Source organism: Variovorax sp. W1I1 (assembly GCF_030815625.1).
GTDB lineage: Bacteria > Pseudomonadota > Gammaproteobacteria > Burkholderiales > Burkholderiaceae_C > Variovorax > Variovorax paradoxus_C.
In genome coordinates, this window is the sequence record NZ_JAUSWZ010000001.1 from 5,507,868 (window position 1) to 5,524,197 (window position 16,330).

At 67.5% G+C, this 16,330-nt stretch carries 15 protein-coding genes; 4 read left to right on the forward strand and 11 right to left on the reverse strand.

Going from position 1 to position 16,330, the window contains the following annotated elements; all coding sequences use genetic code 11:
- Positions 1-32: 32 nt before the first annotated feature.
- Genes QFZ83_RS25600 through QFZ83_RS25620 form a run of 5 tightly spaced genes read right to left on the reverse strand, consistent with a single transcriptional unit; the run spans position 33 to position 4,606 of the window.
- On the reverse strand, positions 33-1,025 hold the full coding sequence (locus tag QFZ83_RS25600; protein ID WP_307511089.1) for a tripartite tricarboxylate transporter substrate binding protein: 993 nt from the start codon (positions 1,023-1,025) through the stop codon (positions 33-35).
- A gap of 48 nt (positions 1,026-1,073) precedes the next feature.
- A complete protein-coding gene (locus tag QFZ83_RS25605; protein WP_307511091.1) occupies positions 1,074-1,706 on the reverse strand; it encodes a YbhB/YbcL family Raf kinase inhibitor-like protein in 633 nt (210 codons plus the stop codon).
- Positions 1,703-2,329, reverse strand: coding sequence for a 3-isopropylmalate dehydratase small subunit (gene leuD / locus QFZ83_RS25610; RefSeq protein ID WP_307512812.1), 627 nt, complete (start codon positions 2,327-2,329; stop codon positions 1,703-1,705). The genes QFZ83_RS25605 and leuD overlap by 4 nt, the downstream gene beginning before the upstream one ends.
- A 2-nt stretch (positions 2,330-2,331) precedes the next feature.
- Positions 2,332-3,732 (reverse strand): 3-isopropylmalate dehydratase large subunit, encoded by a 1,401-nt coding sequence (gene leuC, locus QFZ83_RS25615; RefSeq protein ID WP_307511092.1) that lies wholly within the window; start codon positions 3,730-3,732, stop codon positions 2,332-2,334.
- Position 3,733: 1 nt separating this feature from the next.
- Positions 3,734-4,606, reverse strand: coding sequence for an oxaloacetate decarboxylase (locus tag QFZ83_RS25620; protein WP_307511093.1), 873 nt, complete (start codon positions 4,604-4,606; stop codon positions 3,734-3,736).
- Between the two features lie 132 nt (positions 4,607-4,738).
- On the opposite strand from QFZ83_RS25620, the gene QFZ83_RS25625 reads away from it, so the two are divergent.
- Complete coding sequence (locus tag QFZ83_RS25625; protein ID WP_307511094.1) at positions 4,739-5,557, forward strand: GntR family transcriptional regulator; 819 nt, start codon at positions 4,739-4,741, stop codon at positions 5,555-5,557.
- A gap of 361 nt (positions 5,558-5,918) precedes the next feature.
- Here the strand turns inward: QFZ83_RS25625 and QFZ83_RS25630 are convergent, their stop codons facing one another.
- The 4 genes from QFZ83_RS25630 to QFZ83_RS25645 all read right to left on the reverse strand — a co-directional run bounded on the left by QFZ83_RS25630 (position 5,919) and on the right by QFZ83_RS25645 (position 10,184).
- On the reverse strand, positions 5,919-6,161 hold the full coding sequence (locus QFZ83_RS25630) for a hypothetical protein (protein WP_307511095.1): 243 nt from the start codon (positions 6,159-6,161) through the stop codon (positions 5,919-5,921).
- A gap of 2 nt (positions 6,162-6,163) precedes the next feature.
- The gene (locus QFZ83_RS25635; protein ID WP_307511096.1) at positions 6,164-6,367 is read right to left on the reverse strand and encodes a hypothetical protein; all 204 of its coding nucleotides are present in this window, start codon (positions 6,365-6,367) and stop codon (positions 6,164-6,166) included.
- Between the two features lie 584 nt (positions 6,368-6,951).
- Positions 6,952-9,099, reverse strand: coding sequence for an amylo-alpha-1,6-glucosidase (locus QFZ83_RS25640; protein WP_307511097.1), 2,148 nt, complete (start codon positions 9,097-9,099; stop codon positions 6,952-6,954).
- Positions 9,096-10,184, reverse strand: a complete 1,089-nt coding sequence (locus tag QFZ83_RS25645) for a glycosyltransferase family 4 protein (RefSeq protein ID WP_307512813.1) — start codon at positions 10,182-10,184, stop codon at positions 9,096-9,098. The genes QFZ83_RS25640 and QFZ83_RS25645 overlap by 4 nt, the downstream gene beginning before the upstream one ends.
- A 191-nt stretch (positions 10,185-10,375) precedes the next feature.
- Here QFZ83_RS25645 and QFZ83_RS25650 point away from each other — a divergent pair, with 191 nt between their 5' ends.
- The 3 genes from QFZ83_RS25650 to groL all read left to right on the forward strand — a co-directional run bounded on the left by QFZ83_RS25650 (position 10,376) and on the right by groL (position 13,216).
- Complete coding sequence (locus QFZ83_RS25650) at positions 10,376-11,035, forward strand: diguanylate cyclase (protein WP_307511099.1); 660 nt, start codon at positions 10,376-10,378, stop codon at positions 11,033-11,035.
- A 171-nt stretch (positions 11,036-11,206) separates the two neighbouring features.
- Positions 11,207-11,527 carry a co-chaperone GroES gene (groES, locus tag QFZ83_RS25655; RefSeq protein WP_307511100.1) on the forward strand — a complete coding sequence of 107 codons (321 nt, stop codon included), beginning with the start codon at positions 11,207-11,209 and terminating at the stop codon, positions 11,525-11,527.
- A 63-nt stretch (positions 11,528-11,590) separates the two neighbouring features.
- Complete coding sequence (gene groL, locus QFZ83_RS25660) at positions 11,591-13,216, forward strand: chaperonin GroEL (protein ID WP_307511101.1); 1,626 nt, start codon at positions 11,591-11,593, stop codon at positions 13,214-13,216.
- A gap of 307 nt (positions 13,217-13,523) precedes the next feature.
- Here the strand turns inward: groL and QFZ83_RS25665 are convergent, their stop codons facing one another.
- Together QFZ83_RS25665 and QFZ83_RS25670 are read right to left on the reverse strand one after the other, a co-directional pair.
- On the reverse strand, positions 13,524-14,822 hold the full coding sequence (locus tag QFZ83_RS25665; protein ID WP_307511103.1) for an NRAMP family divalent metal transporter: 1,299 nt from the start codon (positions 14,820-14,822) through the stop codon (positions 13,524-13,526).
- A gap of 207 nt (positions 14,823-15,029) precedes the next feature.
- Positions 15,030-16,235: a YihY/virulence factor BrkB family protein gene (locus QFZ83_RS25670; protein ID WP_307511105.1), complete on the reverse strand. Its 1,206-nt coding sequence runs from the start codon at positions 16,233-16,235 to the stop codon at positions 15,030-15,032.
- Between the last annotated feature and the right edge of the window lie 95 nt (positions 16,236-16,330).

Below are 16,330 nucleotides of genomic sequence, written 5' to 3' on the forward strand. Positions count from 1 at the left end.
AAGGATTTCCATTTCGATGAGTGAGGGGCTGGCTATTCGAGCGGATAGAGCTTCACGAGCGCCGCGAGGCGATCGCTCTCGTGGCGCACCTGCGCGGCGAACGCGGCCGGCGCATTGACCACCGGCTCGGCGCCCGCCGCGGCGATGGTCTTCTGCACGTCGGTGTCTTTGACCGCCTCGCGCAGCGCGGCGACGATGCCTTGCGTCACGCTCGCCGGTGTCCCTTTGGGCGCGAACAGCCCGAACCAGGTCACCGACTGGAACTGCGGATAGCCGGCCTCGGCGGTGGTCGGCACCTCGGGCAGCGCGGCTGCACGCTTGGGCCCTTGCGTGGCGAGGATCTTCAGCGTGCCGGCCTTGTAGTGCGGCAGCGCGGCGGTGATGCCGGTGAACGCCATGTTGACGTTGTTGGCGATCATGTCGGTCACGATCGCGCCTGTGCCGCGGTAGTTGACGACGATCAGGTTCGGCAGGCCCGCTTCGGCCGCGAGCTGTTTGGCCGAGATGCGCGCCGTCGACTCGCCGGTGCCGAGCGAGCAGGGCTGCGCGGCCGTCTTGCAGTACTGCACGAATTCGCCGAAGGTCTTCACCGGCAGCTTCGCGCTCACGACCACAGCAGCGGGCGATTGCGAGACGGCGGTCACCGGCTCCAGCCGCGCGAGCGGGTCGATGCCCTTGAGACCCGGCGTGTATTTGGTGACGACGATGGAGGGCACCTGGAGCAGCAGCGTGTAGCCGTCGGGCCTGGCTTCCATGACGCGGCGAGTGCCGATGAGGCCGTCGGCGCCGGGCATGTTCTCGACGACCACCGGCTGCTTCCAGATCACGCCGAGTTGCTTGGAGACGGCGCGCGCCGTGGCGTCGGTCCCGCCGCCTGCCGAGTAGGGCACAACCAGCGTCACTGGGCGGTCGGGCTGCCAGGCTGTTTGTGCAAGGGCAGGTGGCCCGAGCGAGAGCAAGGCGGCTGCGGCAAGCATGCCGGGGACCGGTGGTGGCTTTCGATTTCTGAGGCGTTCGAGGATCATGTTGTCTCCGTCTTTTTGAACTGAATGGAACCGGGGCGTGCAGCAGGTTCAGGGCGAAGGTGCGATCGGACGACCTCGCCAGTCCCGGCGGTAGGCCCCATCGACCCGGCCGCGCGCCAGTGCGTGCACGCGAAGCCAGGGCAGCAGCGTGATGTCGCGCGACAGGCCTGCGGGCGGGGCCGTACCGAGCGCGTAGAGCTGGAACACATAGCGGTGCGGACCGTGCCCGGGCAGCGGGCGGGGGCCGTCGTATCCGTCGCGACCGAGGCCGTTGGGCGCCAGTGCCACACCTGCAGGCGCGTGGCCGATGTTCAGCGCGCCTTCGGGCAATGCATCGAGCGAGCGCGGCCCCCACGCGAGCAAGTGCGTGATGGCGCGCGCCATCGGCACGTCAGGGTCTTCGCACAGGAGCAGCCAGTGCGTGGCCTGCGGTGGCAGGGCATTCCATGCGAGCGCGGGGGAACGGTTGTCGCCGACGCCTTCCCCCGCATGCCGCAGCGCCATCGCGGCGCCATGCGCGAAGTCCGGGCTGCGCAACGCGAGCATGACAGGCAGCTTCGCCAGCACATCGTCGCTGGAGGCCAGGCTCGCATCGCCGGCATGCCGCCCGCGCGTGAGGAGGCCGGCCCAGCGCAGCACCCAGGGGTGATGCCGCAGCGAAGGCGTGGCGGCCGCGTTCAAGCGGTGGCTCCTTGCACAACGGGCCAGGCCCAGGGGCGGCGCACCCGGTCGGCCTGCTGCCATTCGCGAATGAGTGCATCGTCCTTCAGCGTGAGGCCGATGTCGTCCAGCCCGTGCAGCAGCGCCTCCCGACGCAGCGGGTCGACGTCGAAGGGCGACGCTCGTCCGTCGGGCGCGGTGACGGTTTTCGCATGCAGATCGACCGTGACCGGCGCGCCTCCCGCGCACTGCGCGGCCAGCGCCTCGACCTGCGCCATCGGCCAGCGCACCGGCAGCACGCCGTTCTGGAAGCAGTTGTTGAAGAAGATGTCGCCGAAGCTCGGCGCGATCACGCAGCGGATGCCCAGCCCCATCAGCGCCCACACGGCGCCTTCGCGCGAGGAACCGCAACCGAAGTTCTCGCCGGCCAGCAGCACGGGGGCATTGCGAAAGGCCGGCTGGTTGAGCACGCAGGCCGGGTCTTCGCTGCCGTCGGGCCGAAGGCGCAGCGCCTCGAAGGCGTAGGGGCCGAGCTGGTCGCGCTGGAACGCGGTGAGCCGCTCGATGCGGACGATCACGTCGGTGTCGATGTTGGCGCGCATCAGCGGCGTTGCGGCGCCGGTGACTGCGGTGAACGGCGTCATGGTCATGCGAGCGTCCTCACGTCGGTGATGCGGCCGGTGACGGCGGCGGCGGCGGCCATCGCGGGGCTCGCGAGGTGCGTGCGTGCACCGGGCCCCTGCCGGCCGACGAAGTTGCGGTTGGAGGTGGACACGCAGCGCGCCTGCGGCGGCACCTGTTCGCCGTTGGCGGCCACGCACATGCTGCAGCCGGGTTCGCGCCACTGGAAGCCGGCAGCCTCGAACACTTCGCGCAGCCCTTCGGCCTCGGCCGCGCGCTTGACGTTCTCGGAGCCGGGCACGACCCAGGCGGTGACGCCATCGGCCACGCGCCGGCCGCGCGCCACGTCGGCCGCGGCGCGCAGGTCGGGCAGGCGCGAGTTGGCACACGAGCCGATGAAGACCCAGTCGACCGGCGTGCCCGCGATGGCCGCGCGGGGCGCGAGGCCCATGTAGGCGAGCGCGGCCTCGATGGCGCGGCGCGTTGCCGCGTCCGGGGCGCTGGCCGGGTCGGGCATGTGGCCGTCTATGGCGATGGCGTCCTCGGGGCTGGTGCCCCAGGTGACGGTGGGCGCGACCGCGGCGGCGTCGATGACCTCTTCACGGTCGAACTGCGCACCTTCGTCGGAGGTCAGCGAAAGCCAGTGCGCAGCGGCCGCATCGAAGGCCGCGCCCGTGGGCGTGAAGAGGCGCCCGCGCACCCACTCGACGGTGCGTTGGTCGGGCGCGATCAGCCCGAAGCGCGCGCCCAACTCCACCGTGAGGTTGCACAGCGTGAGCCGCGCCTCGACGTCCAGCGCGCGCACCGCCTCGCCCGCGAACTCGATCGCATGGCCCACGCCGGCCGCGGCGCCAAGCGTGCCGATGATGTGCAGCGCCAGATCCTTCGCAGTGACGCCCGCGCCGAGCACACCGTCGCAGCGGATGCGCATGCGCCTGGGTTTCTGCTGGCGCAGCGTCTGGGTGGCGAGGGCATGCGTGCTTTCCGAGGAGCCGACGCCGAAGGCCAGCGCACCGAGGCCGCCGTTGGTGCAGGTGTGGCTGTCGCCGCAGATCACCGTGAGGCCGGGCAGCACGATGCCCAGTTCGGGCCCCATCACATGCACGATGCCTTGGCCCGGCTGGCCCAGGTCGTAGAAGCGCACACCCGATTTCGCGCTGAGATCGCGCAGCGCGCCGTGCAGTCGGCCGCCGAGCGGGAAGGTGCCGGGGGTGCGGCCCGGCTGGCTCGAGGCGGCGTGATCGGGCGTGGCGAAGTCAAGCTCCGGGTTGTGCAGCGGCAGCCCGCGCGCCGCCACCTCGGCCATCGCGGGCGGACCCGAGAGGTCGTGCAGCAGGTGGCGGTCGATGTGCAGCAGCGCCCAGCCGTCGCCCAGCTCGCGCACGACGTGCGCGTCCCAGAGCTTGTCGAACAGGGTTCGGGGCATGTCAGCGCTGCTCCATGGTCGCGCCGGCGTTGAAGCGCATGCGCAGGGAGTCCCACTCGTCGGCACCGAAGCGGCGGAAGGTCTGGGCCACCGTGGCGTTGACGGTCGGCGCCCGGAATGTGGCCTTGAGCTCGGCGAGGGCCGCGTCGCCGGCCTCGATGGTGGCCTTGAGCATCAGGCCGGGAAGGATCGCGAGCTTGTAGCCCATCGCTTCGGCTTCGCGCAGGTCGAACACCGGCGTTCGGCCGCCCGGCACCACGTTGAGCAGGCAAGGGCCTTTCACGCGCTTCGGCACCGCCGCGACTTCCTCTGGCGTCTGCGTGGCTTCGACGAAAACCATGTCGGCACCGGCTTCCAGCGCGGCGTTCGCTCGGGCGATGGCTTCGTCCAGACCGAGCATGGCGCGCGCATCCGTGCGGGCGATGACCACGAAATCTTTCGAGCGCCGGGCTTCCACCGCGGCGCGGATCTTCGAGGCGAACTCCGCCTGCGAAATCACCTCCTTGCCGTCGAGATGACCGCAGCGCTTGGGCGAGACCTGGTCCTCGATATGGATGGCCGCGACGCCGCGCGCCTCGTACTCGCGCACGGTGCGCGTCACGTTCAGTTCGTTGCCGTAGCCGGTGTCCGCGTCGGCGATCAGTGGAATGGCCACCGAGCGCGCCATGACCGTGGCGTTGTCGACCATCTCGCTCATCGTGAGCAGGCCGAAATCGGGAAAGCCGCGCGCCGCCGAGGTGCCTGCGCCCGTCATGTACACGGCGGCGAAGCCGGCCTGCTCGATCAGGCGCGCGCCGATGGCATCGTAGGCGCCGGGGGCGATCACCATGCCGGGCGCGTCGAGCAGCCGGCGAAGCGTGGAAGAGGAAGTCATGGCGGCGTTGTTCCGTGCGAACCGGTGGAGTTTATGTGTTTATATTCTAAATACAACTTGCCAAAAACCGCAAGCCGCGAGCCGACCGCCATCCGGGCGCCTTGCTATGCTCGGCGCCCAACCTCCTTCGCCATGGCACGTCCTCCCGCACCCGCTCCTTCGTTCGACCGCGTCCCCGGCACCTCGCTGCACCGGCAGCTGTTCGTGGTGCTGCGCGACGAGATCACGCGCGGCGTCTATGCCTCCGGCGCGCTGCCGAAGGAAGAGGCGCTGTGCGAGCGATTCGGCGTCTCGCGCATCACGGTGCGGCGCGCGCTGTCCGATCTGGCTGCGCTCGGGTTGGTGGAGCGCCGCCACGGCCTGGGCACCTTCGTTCGCACCAACCTGCCGAAGGCACGGGCGCAGCCCAGCCTGGGGCTGGTCGACGGGCTGCGCAAGACCGCGCTCGAAACCGATGTCGAGGTGCTTGAAGTGGCGCAGGCCGTGCCACCGCACGAGGTGGCTGCCGCGCTGCACCTGGAGGCCGGCGAGAAGGCGGTGCATGCGCTGCGCCTGCGCAGCATCGACGGCACGCCGGTGATGCTGACCGATGCCTGGGTGCCCGCGCGCCTGGGCAAACGGGTCTCGGCCGCCGCGCTGCGCAAGCAGGCGCTCTACGAGATCCTGCTCGCGCAAGGCGTGAAGTTCGGCCGGGTGGTGCAGGAGATCACGGCCGAGGTGGCCGAGCCGGCGCGTGCCAGGCTCTTGAATCTGGAGACCGGCGCGCCGCTCCTCAAGTTCGTTCGCCTGCTTCACGATCTCGATGCACAGCCGGTGCAGCACCTCACCGTGTCCCTGGCGGCCGAGCGCAGCCGCATCCTCATGGACATCCCGGGCGAGACGATCAATACGCTTTCCGCGGGTCAGGTGGTGCACGATGTGCACCCGGCCCCTGCGAGGCGACAGCCCTAGCTCATAGCAAGCTTCCGCTCAAACTACGACGGCCGAGTCGTGGTGAACCACGTCTACTTCATTGCCTGGCCAAAGAAAACAGGGCTGGCCGCGGAAAGGGCGAAGGCGCCAGCTGTTGCCGTGTCTGCATCGTCGAACTACAGGCACCTTCGAGGACGAAGCCAAGGTCACCGACAACAATTTTCCCGGCCATCTACACGCTCGTACCGCAGGGAGCCCGCAGCAACGCGCAGCTCATACGCGATACAGACCTCCGCTGATCAATTCCGTGCCATCAAGATCTCGTCGCGGATCGCTTCGGCCGTCTTCGGTTCACGCGGCATGTGGGTCTCCTCTCGATGGAGGGAGCCCGTATCGCGCGTCAGTCTTCGAGGTCGAACTGCATCTGCAGTGTCCGGATGATCTGCGCGATGTCGGCCCGGTGGGTGCCGCGGTCGCTCACGACGCGGACCGTCCAGTTGGGGCCGCCTTCCTCGGACGGCATCCCGATGACGCCGCCCCGGTGCACGTCGGTCTGCTGGCCTCGAAGGCCCGGCAGGGCTTCGATGCGCTGAATCAGCATCTGCTTCAGCTGCGTGGCGGTGCGTACGGGTTTGCTCGGCATCGTCAGGCCGCCCCCTCGCGTAAATCGAGCACGCTTCGCGCAGCGAACATTGCTTCTGCGAAGGCTTGTTCAGTATTCGCGGCGGGCGACCGCTTGAGTCCCACAGGCTTCTCGTCGGCAATCCGAAATACCCAGCTGTAGCTTCCGTCCACCAGGACGACTTCGACTGAGATACGCCTGCCGCGGTACTCGAATTCTTCTTGCATCACTGCTTCCCCCTCCAGGGTTCAAATGAAAGTATTTTGAACCTCCTCGTCACCTCCTTGGCTCGCCAATCGCGTGACCCTTGGACCTGGCCGTGAGGGCGAAGCACTTAGACCAAGAACGCGATTCCGAATCGCACACCGGCGTGTATTGCGGATTCACCTCCAAAATCTTGCACTGTCTCCACCCCTAGCTCGCCCGCTCTGCGGCCCACTTATAACGATCGCAGTGAGCGCCGCGGCCGCGCTGGTCAAGGCCTTCTTTTAGTGCAAGCAAGCAGGAGCTTCAGGCGTTCGCTAGCGAGAGAACGCAAAGCGCGGACTTGCGCCGCTGAGCTGAGCTGACTCTCTGCAGAGCCATTTCGGATGCAATCGAGCAGATCCTTTTCCGCATTCCTTGCACGCAGTTCTGCTTCTCTCCAAAGCTGGTATTCGGGGCTTCCCCGCACAAACAGTCTCCTCAAGAACCGCTCAACCATTCGACTGGCGCACATCCCTCTTCGCAGGCTTGCCCGGCCTTGATGCGCGAGTGACCCGCCGCCAACCCTCGGGTCCACTCCGGCAACTCGCCTCTCGGGAGATCGCCGCTACACCTGCAGTCTCACGTTGACCGCCGGCCCGTCCGGCCGGCTGCGCGCCACCACGACGACCCGCTCTTGCTCGATGCGCTGGAAGTGCAGGTCCACGCGGCCGTCGCCCACCTGCAGGTCCAGCAGGCGCAAATGGTCGATGTCCGTCGGCAGGCGGGGATGCACGATCTCGACCTCGCGGCGGATGCCGTCCACGCGCAGGCCGAGGCAGGCCTGCAGCAGCATGAACACCGAGCCCGCCGCCCAAGCCTGCGGCAGGCAGGCCACGGGGTACGCCACGGGGCCCTGGCCCGGCTGCCGTTCGAACCCGCAGAAGAGCTCGGGCAGCCGCATGCCGAAATGCGCCGCCGCCTCGAACAGGTTGTCCAGGATGCGCACCACGCCGTCGCGCTCGCCGTAGTGCGCCATGCCCGCGGCGCACAGGGCCGCGTCGTGCGGCCAGACCGAGCCGTTGTGATAGGACATCGGATTGAAGCGCACAGCCTCCACCGGCAGCGTGCGGATGCCCCAGCCCGATTCGAAGGCGGGCGACAGCAGCTGCTGCGTGACCGCAGTCGCGCGCCCTGGTGCCGGCACGCCGGCGAACAGCAGGTGCCCCGCGTTCGACGAGCGCACCGCGCAGGGCCGGTTCTCGCCATCGACCGCGAGCGCATAGAACTGCTGCTCCGGCAACCAGAACTGGCGCTCGACCGCCTCGGTCACCTCTGCCGACCGCTGGCGCCAGTGCACCGCGCGGTCGTCGCCGCGCAGTTCCGCCAGGCTCGCCATCGCGAGGAAGGCCGCGGCGGCGTAGCCCTGCACCTCGACCAGCGCGATCGGGCCTTCGGGCGAGCGGCCGTCGGCGTGGAAGATGGAATCGTGGCTGTCCTTCCAGCCCTGGTTGGCCAGGCCGCTGCGCTCGCCGCGCTGGTAGGCCAGCAGCCCGCCGGGATGCCGCGCCATGTTGCGCTCCATCCATTCGCAGGCCGCGACGAGCGCGGGCCAGATGCCCTCGATGGCCGCGCCGTCGCCGGTGCGCTGCATGTAGGCGCCGGCCAGCGCCACGAAGAGAGGCGTGGTGTCGACGCCGCCGTAGTACTGGCCGAAGGGCAGTTCGTCGACCGCCGCCATTTCGCCCTTGCGCGTCTCGTGCATGATTTTTCCGGGCTCGGCGTCGCGAAAGCTCGAGGTCTGGTGCGCCTGCCGCGCGGCAAGGAACTTGAGCACGCCGAGCGCCAGGATCGGATCGATCCAGAGCGTCTGGAAAGCCGTGACGATGGCGTCCCGTCCGAACGGCGTCGAGAACCATGGGATGCCCGCGTAGGGGTACGGCCCCGTGGCCATGTCGGTGGTGAGCAGCGCCAGGTCGGCGCGAGAGCGATCGAGCCAGCTCTGGAACAAGCGCCCCGATGCCAGCAGGCGCGAGCCGCGGCGCTGGCGCGCGCGCATGCGCCAGCGCGCCAGCACGCCCGCCTCGCGAAAGCGCTCGGCCCCGGCCGCCGCGGGTTCGGTGCCCACCTCGATGTAGAGCGTCCATGCGCCGCGTGCGGCAAGCGTGACCTCGAACGCCGCGCCGTCCGCATCCAGGCGCTGCGGCGGTTCGGAGAAATCGATGCATGCGCTGCGCAGCACGGCGTCCAGGCCGCGATAGCGCAGCACGATGCCCCGCGCGCCGAGCTCGGGCGTGCCGAATTCGCCGCGCTGCGGGCGCACCTGGCCGCGCACCTCGAACATGTCGCGGAAGTCCGCGGCGAAGCGCAGGCTCAGCGGTGCGCGCGCGGGCTGGTCGCTGTAGTTGACGAGCCGCAGCCGCTCGAACATCCGCGCGCCCCACAGGAAACGCTTGCGCTCCAGGTGGATCACGCCCTGCGGGGTCGACGTCGAGCCGAGCACCGGCAGCGGCCGGTTGGTGAGGTTGGCGGTGAAGTAGACGTTGTCGCGGCTCACGCCGCTGGACAGCAGCGAGGGCCGGGTTCCGCTCAGCCGCAGCACGAAGGCCGAGAGCATGCGGGTGTCGTGATGGAACAGGCCATCGACGCCGCCGCCGACGTCGCCGTGACCGTCCATCACGATGTAGGTGTCGGCCTCCTTCAGCACGAAGGCATGCTGGACCGCGCGTTCCGGCGCCGCTTCGGCCTGGTCGGTTGCGGGTGTCTCGCTGCTCATGCTGATGCGAGCTCGCTGCAGAGCGCTTCCGCCGACACGGCGGCGCTGCCGTCGTCCTGGCCGAGGAGCCGGCGGTACTGCGCCACGTAGGCGCTGGCCATCGCGCGTGCCGAGAAGCGGCGCTCGAAGGCGTCCCGCACGCGGCGCCGGTCGAGCCGGTCGATGGCATGCACCGCGTCAACGGCCTGCGACATGTCGTCCACGATGAGGCCGCTCGTGCCGTCGTCGATGACCTCGGGCACCGAGCCGCAGCGCCAGCCGATCACCGGTGTGCCGCAGGCCATGGCCTCGATCATCACCAGCCCGAAGGGCTCCGGCCAGTCGATGGGAAACAGCAGCGCGCGGGCGCCGCCGAGAAACGCCGACTTCTCGGCGTCGCCGATCTCGCCCACGAACTCGATGGACGGGTCGCCCTGCAGCAGCGGCCGGATCACCTGCTCGAAGTAGTTGGCGTCCGCCGCATCCACCTTGGCCGCGATCTTCAGCGGCATCCCCGCCCTGCGGGCGATCTCGATGGCGCGGTCGGGCCGCTTCTCTGGCGAGATGCGTCCGAGGAACGCGAGATAGCCGCCGCTGCGCGGCTCGAAGCGGTAGGCCGATTCGTCCAGGCCGTGAGGCACGGTCGCGAGCCAGCTGGCGAATGGAATGGGCTTGCGCTGGTGGCGCGAAATCGAAACCAGCGGATAGCGGTTCCACCGCCGGTAGACCGCCGGCAGGTCCGCGATGTCCAGGCGGCCGTGCAGCGTGGTGAGCGTGCGGTGCGCCATGTCCTCGAAGAAGGGAAAGTGCAGCAGGTCGACATGAAAGTGCAGCACGTCGAACTCGTGTGCGCGGCGCTTCAGTTCGCCCAGCATGTGCAGGTGGCTGGCGAGGTCCGACTTCAGCGGTGCCGGGTCCAGGCGCAGCGCCTGCGCGCGCATCGGCGCGAGCTCGGCGCGGGTGCGGGTGTCGGCGGAAGCGAAGAGGGTGACCTCGTGGCCGAGATCCACCAGAGCGTTGGCAAGGTGTGCGACGACACGCTCGGTGCCGCCGTAGAGCCGCGGAGGCACGGCTTCGTAGAGAGGCGCGATCTGCGCGATCTTCATCGTCAAGACAATCTCCTCGAAAGGGAATGAATAAACAAGGATGAGGGCGAAGATGGAAGACAGGGCTTCCGGCCGGAATGTAGCGGCGGGCGCGAATTTTTCAACAGGGCCCGCCGTGGAAACCGCGGCGCTGCCGAACGCTCAAATCCTTTTTGGCTGACGTTGTTCTCCTTTCATTTGTGGAGGTGTGAATGAACCTTTTCGAAACCATTGCAGGCCATGCGGCCGCGATGCGCCTGCCGCTCTATGCGGTCACGGTGACCCGCGTGGCGAGGCGCGACGATGCGGCGCTCCTGTCCCTTCATTGGCATGGCTTCCTGCGGCGCACGCCGTTGAAGATTCCCGGCGTGGACCTGCCGCCGCGGCCTGTGGCCCAGTCGATGGCGCGCCTGGACATGTCGGGCGAGCGGCTCGATGGGCTGGAGAACGCGCTGCTCGAAGCGGCATGGCAGCTCGGCGCGTGGGACCTGGAGCGCGTGGTGCGCCCCGCGTGGTGGCGGCTGGGCGTGCCGGCGACCGAGGTGAGCGAGGCGCTGCGGGCCTTCGGCTACGTCAATGGCGACTTGGACGGCGACGAGCCGGCGCAAGGCGACCACACGATGGCGGAGGCGCCCGACCGTGAGGAGATGCTGCGCGAGGCCGGCCGGCGCGGCTATGTGCGCTGGCTCTTCAGGCCGCGCAAGTGCGGCATCTGGTCTGCAGTGCATGACGGCTCCGACGAAACCCTCGACAGCACGGGCGGCCGGACGTTGCCCTGCCCTGTGGTTGCCGGGCCGCCGCGCGAAACCGAGCCCCAGCGTACCGTCTACCGGCTCGGCCGCGCAAGCGGATTGCAGCTTCGTCGCAGCTGAAAAAAACAGTCACAAAAAAATCGTGTTCGCAGCCTCTTGAAGGCGCGCGCCGAAGCCCATAGCTCTCGCCCGCTGGCGCTTGCAAGCCGGCAAAAGGAAACGAACCGATCGCGCCGCCGGCGGGTGGCGCGGGTTCTCTTTTTGATGACCTTATCGCACAGGAGATCGAACATGAAACTTCATCCTCTCTACGACCGGGTGATCGTCAAGCGAATCGAACAGCAGCGCAAGACGGCGTCCGGCATCGTGATTCCGGATTCGGCCGCCGAGAAGCCCGAGCAGGGCGAGGTGGTCTCCACCGGCCAAGGCAAGCTGCTCGCGGACGGCACGCTGCGCCCCCTGCATCTGAAGGCGGGCGACCAGGTGCTCTTCAGCAAGTACGCGGGCCAGACGGTCAAGGTGGACGACGAGGAGCTGCTGGTGCTGCGCGAGGACGACGTCCTTGCCGTGATCGACAGCGGCGAGCGCGGCAACCTCAAGCGCGTTGCCTGACACGGCCGCGCATCGTTCTCTAGAGACAGACCAACCGATGAGTGAAGAAGGAGCAATCTCGAAATGACTGCCAAAGACGTCCAGTTTCATGACAACGCCCGCCAGCGCATCGTCGCGGGCGTGAACATCCTTGCCGATGCGGTGAAAGTGACCCTGGGTCCGAAGGGCCGCAACGTGCTGCTCGAGCGCAGCTACGGCGCGCCGGTCATCACGAAAGACGGCGTGTCGGTCGCCAAGGAAATCGAGCTCGCCGACAAGTTCGAGAACATGGGTGCGCAGATCGTCAAGCAGGTCGCCTCCAAGACGGCCGACGTCGCGGGCGACGGCACCACCACCGCCACGGTGCTCGCACAGGCGATCGTCCAGGAGGGCATGAAGCACGTGGCCTCGGGCATGAACCCGATGGACCTCAAGCGCGGCATCGACAAGGCCACGGCCGCCGTGCTGGACGAGCTGCACAAGCTCTCCAAGCCCATCTCCACCGGCAAGGAAATCGCGCAGGTGGCCGCGCTGTCGGCCAATTCGGACGACGCCATCGGCAAGATCATTGCCGACGCGATGGAGAAGGTCGGCAAGGAAGGCGTGATCACCGTGGAGGACGGCAAGTCGCTCGACAACGAACTCGACGTGGTCGAGGGCATGCAGTTCGACCGCGGCTACCTGAGCCCGTACTTCATCAACGACCCCGAGAAGCAGGTGGCGCACCTGGAAGATCCGCTCGTGCTGCTGCACGACAAGAAGATCTCCAACATCCGCGAGCTGCTGCCGGTGCTCGAGGCTGCCGCCAAGGCCGGCAAGCCGCTCTTGATCGTGGCCGAGGAGGTCGAGGGCGAGGCGCTCGCGACGCTGGTGGTCAACTCGATGCGCGGCGTGCTCAAGGTGGCGGCCGTGAAGGCGCCGGGCTTCGGCGACCGCCGCAAGGCGATGCTCGAGGACATCGCGGTGCTCACCGGCGCCACGGTGATCTCCGAGGAAACGGGCAAGCAGCTGGACAAGGCCACGCTCGATGACCTTGGCAGCGCCAAGCGCATCGAGGTGCAGAAGGAGAACACCATCATCATCGATGGCGGCGGCGACCAGAAGCGCATCGATGCGCGAGTCAAGTCGATCCAGGCGCAGATCGAGCAGGCCACCAGCGACTACGACCGCGAGAAGCTGCAGGAGCGCGTGGCCAAGCTCGCGGGCGGCGTGGCGGTGATCCGCGTGGGCGCGGCCACCGAGGTCGAGATGAAGGAGAAAAAAGACCGCGTCGACGATGCGCTGCACGCCACGCGTGCAGCGGTGGCCGAGGGCATCGTGCCCGGCGGCGGCGTGGCGCTGCTGCGCGCGCGTGCCGCGATCTCCGGACTCAAGGGCGCCAACACCGACCAGGAGGCCGGCATCCGCATCGCGCTGCGTGCGCTCGAAGCGCCGCTGCGCGCCATCGTCGCGAACGCGGGCGTGGAGCCTTCGGTGGTGGTGGCCAAGGTGCTCGAAGGCAAGGGCAACCACGGGTACGACGCAGCCACCGGCGAGTACGGCGACCTGGTCGAGCTCGGCGTGGTCGATCCGACCAAGGTCACGCGCACCGCGCTGCAGAACGCCGCGTCGATCGCGGGGCTGATCCTCACGACGGACGCGACGGTCGCGGAACTGCCGAAGCCGCAGAAGGCTCCTGCGGTTCCGGCAGGCGGCGGCATGGACTTCTGAGTCCAGGCACAGCGGGCCACGGCGCATCGGGATCCCGGTGCGCCGCGCGCCTTGCCATGCCACGCCGGCGCGTCGCGCCAAGGGTCAGGAGCAGGACAGCTTCAACGCCTCGATGCGACCGCCGGAGCCGAGCTTGCGCACCAGGCCCCCTTCGCGGCTGTTGGGTTCGAAGCGCACGGAGAGGTCCTTGAACATGGCGTGTTTCGTTGTGTGCTTCTCGACTGTGGACCGAAGCACAACAATGGCCTCTAGCGAGCGGCCGGTTAGGCAAGCGCCTCTTCTTTCGATGAATGCTGCGAGCCCAGCCTCACATCCAGTTCGTGCCGAGCATTGCCAATGCTGCCGCGCCCATCACGCCCGTGGCAGACCAGCCGACGATCTTCCACTTGAAGGGGATTCCCAGATCGCCCATGACGTTGGAGCTTGACCCCGCAAGCATCACACCGGCCATGATCGGCACCGAGCTCACAGCGTTGATCACTGCAGCATAGACCAGTGCCTTCATCGGGTTGACGCCAGACACGCCGATCGCCAGCCCCAGAAGCATGGCCGCCGCGAGAATTCCGTAGAAGGCCGGCGCGCTGGCAGCCGGCCGGTCCAGCCCCTTGCGCACGCCGAACATGCTGGCGAGCGCGTAAGCCGCCGAGCCGGCCAGCACGGGCAGCGCGAGCATTCCCGTGCCCACAATGCCCAGGCCGAACAGTACAAAGGCGGCATTTCCGGCAATAGGCTTAAGCGCCTCGGCCGCCTGCGAGGTCGTCTCGATCTGGGTCTGTCCATGGGCATGCAGCGTAGCCGCCGTGGCGAGGATCACGAAGAACGCGACGGCGTTCGAGAATCCCATGCCGATCCAGGTGTCGGTCTTCAACCGCCCCAGTTGCGCGGGCGCTTGCTGGGGCGCGCGTTTGAGCGCTTGGTCCTCCGGAACGCGGCGTATCTCCTCGACTTCTTGGGAGGCCTGCCAGAAGAACAGGTAAGGGCTGATCGTGGTTCCCAGGATCGCGACCACGGTGGTCACGAATTCCTTGCTCCACTGAAGGCGCGGCCACAAGGCGCCCTTGAGCGCTTCAATCCAGTCGACGTGCGCCGCGAACGCGACGGCCACGTATGCCAAGAGGGACAGGGTGAGCCACTTGAGCACGCGCACATAGCGCTCATAGGGCAGCCAAATCTGCAGCCCGAGCGACAGAAGCCCGAAGAAGACGGCATAGGCGGCTTTCGGACCTCCGATCACCAGCGCCGCCACATCGCCCATCGCATTCAGGTCGGCGCCCAAGTTGATGACGTTCGCAATCACGAGTGAAGCGATCAACAGCCACACGACTGGCGCCGGCCACAGTCGCGAGAACGCCTCCGTGAGGCCGCGTCCGCTGACCCGGCCGATGCGCGCACTGGCGAGTTGAATGCCGACCATCAACGGGTAAGTCAGCAGCAGCGTCCACCCGACGCCGTAGCCGAACTGGGCGCCCGCTTGCGAGTAGGTTGCGATGCCGCTCGGGTCGTCATCGGCCGCACCGGTGATGAGGCCGGGGCCCAGCTTGGTGAACCAACTCTTCTTGGCGCTTCGTGTCTCGTTGCTTGGTGCGGGATCTGGCCGTTGGGACATGACGTGCTCCGTCTTCAGGTTGTTGGCGTGTGGAACCTGCAGCAACTGTGTCGCATGCCTTCGTAGCAGTCATCCGCCGGGGTCGCGGTTAAAGGTAGGCCTATGGCCCGGGCGCGCACACCGAGGGCTTGCGCTCCTACAACGAGGGTGGCTCGAGAGGCTTACTTTTTTTCCCGTCCGCGATGCGAGTCGCGCGGATTTCGTTTCTCACTCTCTTTTCGCCCGTCCACGTTCCACGGACGTTCGTAGCGGGCTACGCGCTCGCAGCTTTGCATGCTTCTCGCGATTGCGCCTGATCTGCGACAACAATGCGCTTACAAGGCTGACGAGTGCGAGCTCGATGATTTGCTGCATCACCACGTTTTTGGCCTTGCGCGTTTGGGCCTCAACCCTCCGCTGTTGTTTCCCGATCTCCGACGTCGCATGGACGCTGGCGTCGGTCCCTTTTTCGGCTTGCAAAGCAGCCGAATCGGTTGCGGCCTGCGCCTTGGCAGCGGCAACCGAACCATGGGCAGTGGCATAGACCTTGGTGAACTCGGCACCCAGCAAGAAAATCTGTGCGGCGTAGTACACCCATGCCAGCAACACCACCAGGGAGCCGGCCGCGGCAAACGATTCGTTGACGCCACTCTTCCCAAGATAGAGCCCGATCAGAACCTTTCCGACCTCAAAAAGCACGGCGGTCACGATGGCGCCGATCCAGACGTCATGCCAGCGGATGGGCGCGCTCGGCATGAACTTGAAGATCATCGCGAACAGCAGGGTCAGGATGCCCAACGAAACCAAGACATTGAGTCCCTGGAGCAGGGTTTCCCAACCCGGAAACAAGCCCATGCTCCAGCTGCCCATTGCCGCCAGGCCGGCGCTGACGATGAGCGAGACCATCAGCAGGAACGCAAGCCCGAGGATCAAGCCGAACGACAGCACGCGCGCGCGCAAGACGCCCCATACCCCCTTGGGCTTGACCCGCTCCGGCACATGCCAGATGCGGTCGAGCGCACTCTGGAGTTCGGCAAAGACCGTGGTGGCGCCCAGGACGAGAACGAAAATGCTGATTCCGCCGGCGATGAGCCCTCTAGAAGGTTCGCTCGCGCTTTTGACAAGCCCTTGGACAGCGAGCGCGCCCTCCTCGCCAATCAGCCCGGAGAGCTGAGCCGCGATTTGCCCCTGCACCGCCTCCGCGCTGAACAAGGCTCCCGCCACCGCGATGACGATTACCAGCAACGGCGCCAGCGAGAACATGGTGTAGTAGGAAATTGCTGCACCCATGCTCGGCGCGAAATCGTCGATCCATGCCGTGACAGCGTCCCTGCACAGGCGATAGAGCTGCATGAAATTCGGCTTGAGAGTTGAGGTGATCACGGCAGGCTCCGAGTACGGCGTGAGTTTTGCGCAGCCTTTGTCGTCGACCATCCGTCAACTGCGCTCGCAGAGGTAGGCGAAAGGCGCGCCCATCGCGCGATGGTTTGCCCCGTTGCTGCCAGCTTCAGCAGCAGCTCCGGATCCAC

Coding starts and splice junctions, on each gene's coding strand:
- QFZ83_RS25600 (WP_307511089.1), bottom strand. CDS start 1,025: ATGATCCTCGAACGCCTCAGAAATCGAAAGCCACCACCGGTCCCCGGC.
- leuD (WP_307512812.1), bottom strand. CDS start 2,329: ATGACGCCGTTCACCGCAGTCACCGGCGCCGCAACGCCGCTGATGCGC.
- leuC (WP_307511092.1), bottom strand. CDS start 3,732: ATGCCCCGAACCCTGTTCGACAAGCTCTGGGACGCGCACGTCGTGCGC.
- QFZ83_RS25620 (WP_307511093.1), bottom strand. CDS start 4,606: ATGACTTCCTCTTCCACGCTTCGCCGGCTGCTCGACGCGCCCGGCATG.
- QFZ83_RS25625 (WP_307511094.1), top strand. CDS start 4,739: ATGGCACGTCCTCCCGCACCCGCTCCTTCGTTCGACCGCGTCCCCGGC.
- QFZ83_RS25630 (WP_307511095.1), bottom strand. CDS start 6,161: ATGCCGAGCAAACCCGTACGCACCGCCACGCAGCTGAAGCAGATGCTG.
- QFZ83_RS25635 (WP_307511096.1), bottom strand. CDS start 6,367: ATGCAAGAAGAATTCGAGTACCGCGGCAGGCGTATCTCAGTCGAAGTC.
- QFZ83_RS25640 (WP_307511097.1), bottom strand. CDS start 9,099: ATGAGCAGCGAGACACCCGCAACCGACCAGGCCGAAGCGGCGCCGGAA.
- QFZ83_RS25645 (WP_307512813.1), bottom strand. CDS start 10,184: ATGAAGATCGCGCAGATCGCGCCTCTCTACGAAGCCGTGCCTCCGCGG.
- QFZ83_RS25650 (WP_307511099.1), top strand. CDS start 10,376: ATGAACCTTTTCGAAACCATTGCAGGCCATGCGGCCGCGATGCGCCTG.
- groES (WP_307511100.1), top strand. CDS start 11,207: ATGAAACTTCATCCTCTCTACGACCGGGTGATCGTCAAGCGAATCGAA.
- groL (WP_307511101.1), top strand. CDS start 11,591: ATGACTGCCAAAGACGTCCAGTTTCATGACAACGCCCGCCAGCGCATC.
- QFZ83_RS25665 (WP_307511103.1), bottom strand. CDS start 14,822: ATGTCCCAACGGCCAGATCCCGCACCAAGCAACGAGACACGAAGCGCC.
- QFZ83_RS25670 (WP_307511105.1), bottom strand. CDS start 16,235: ATGGTCGACGACAAAGGCTGCGCAAAACTCACGCCGTACTCGGAGCCT.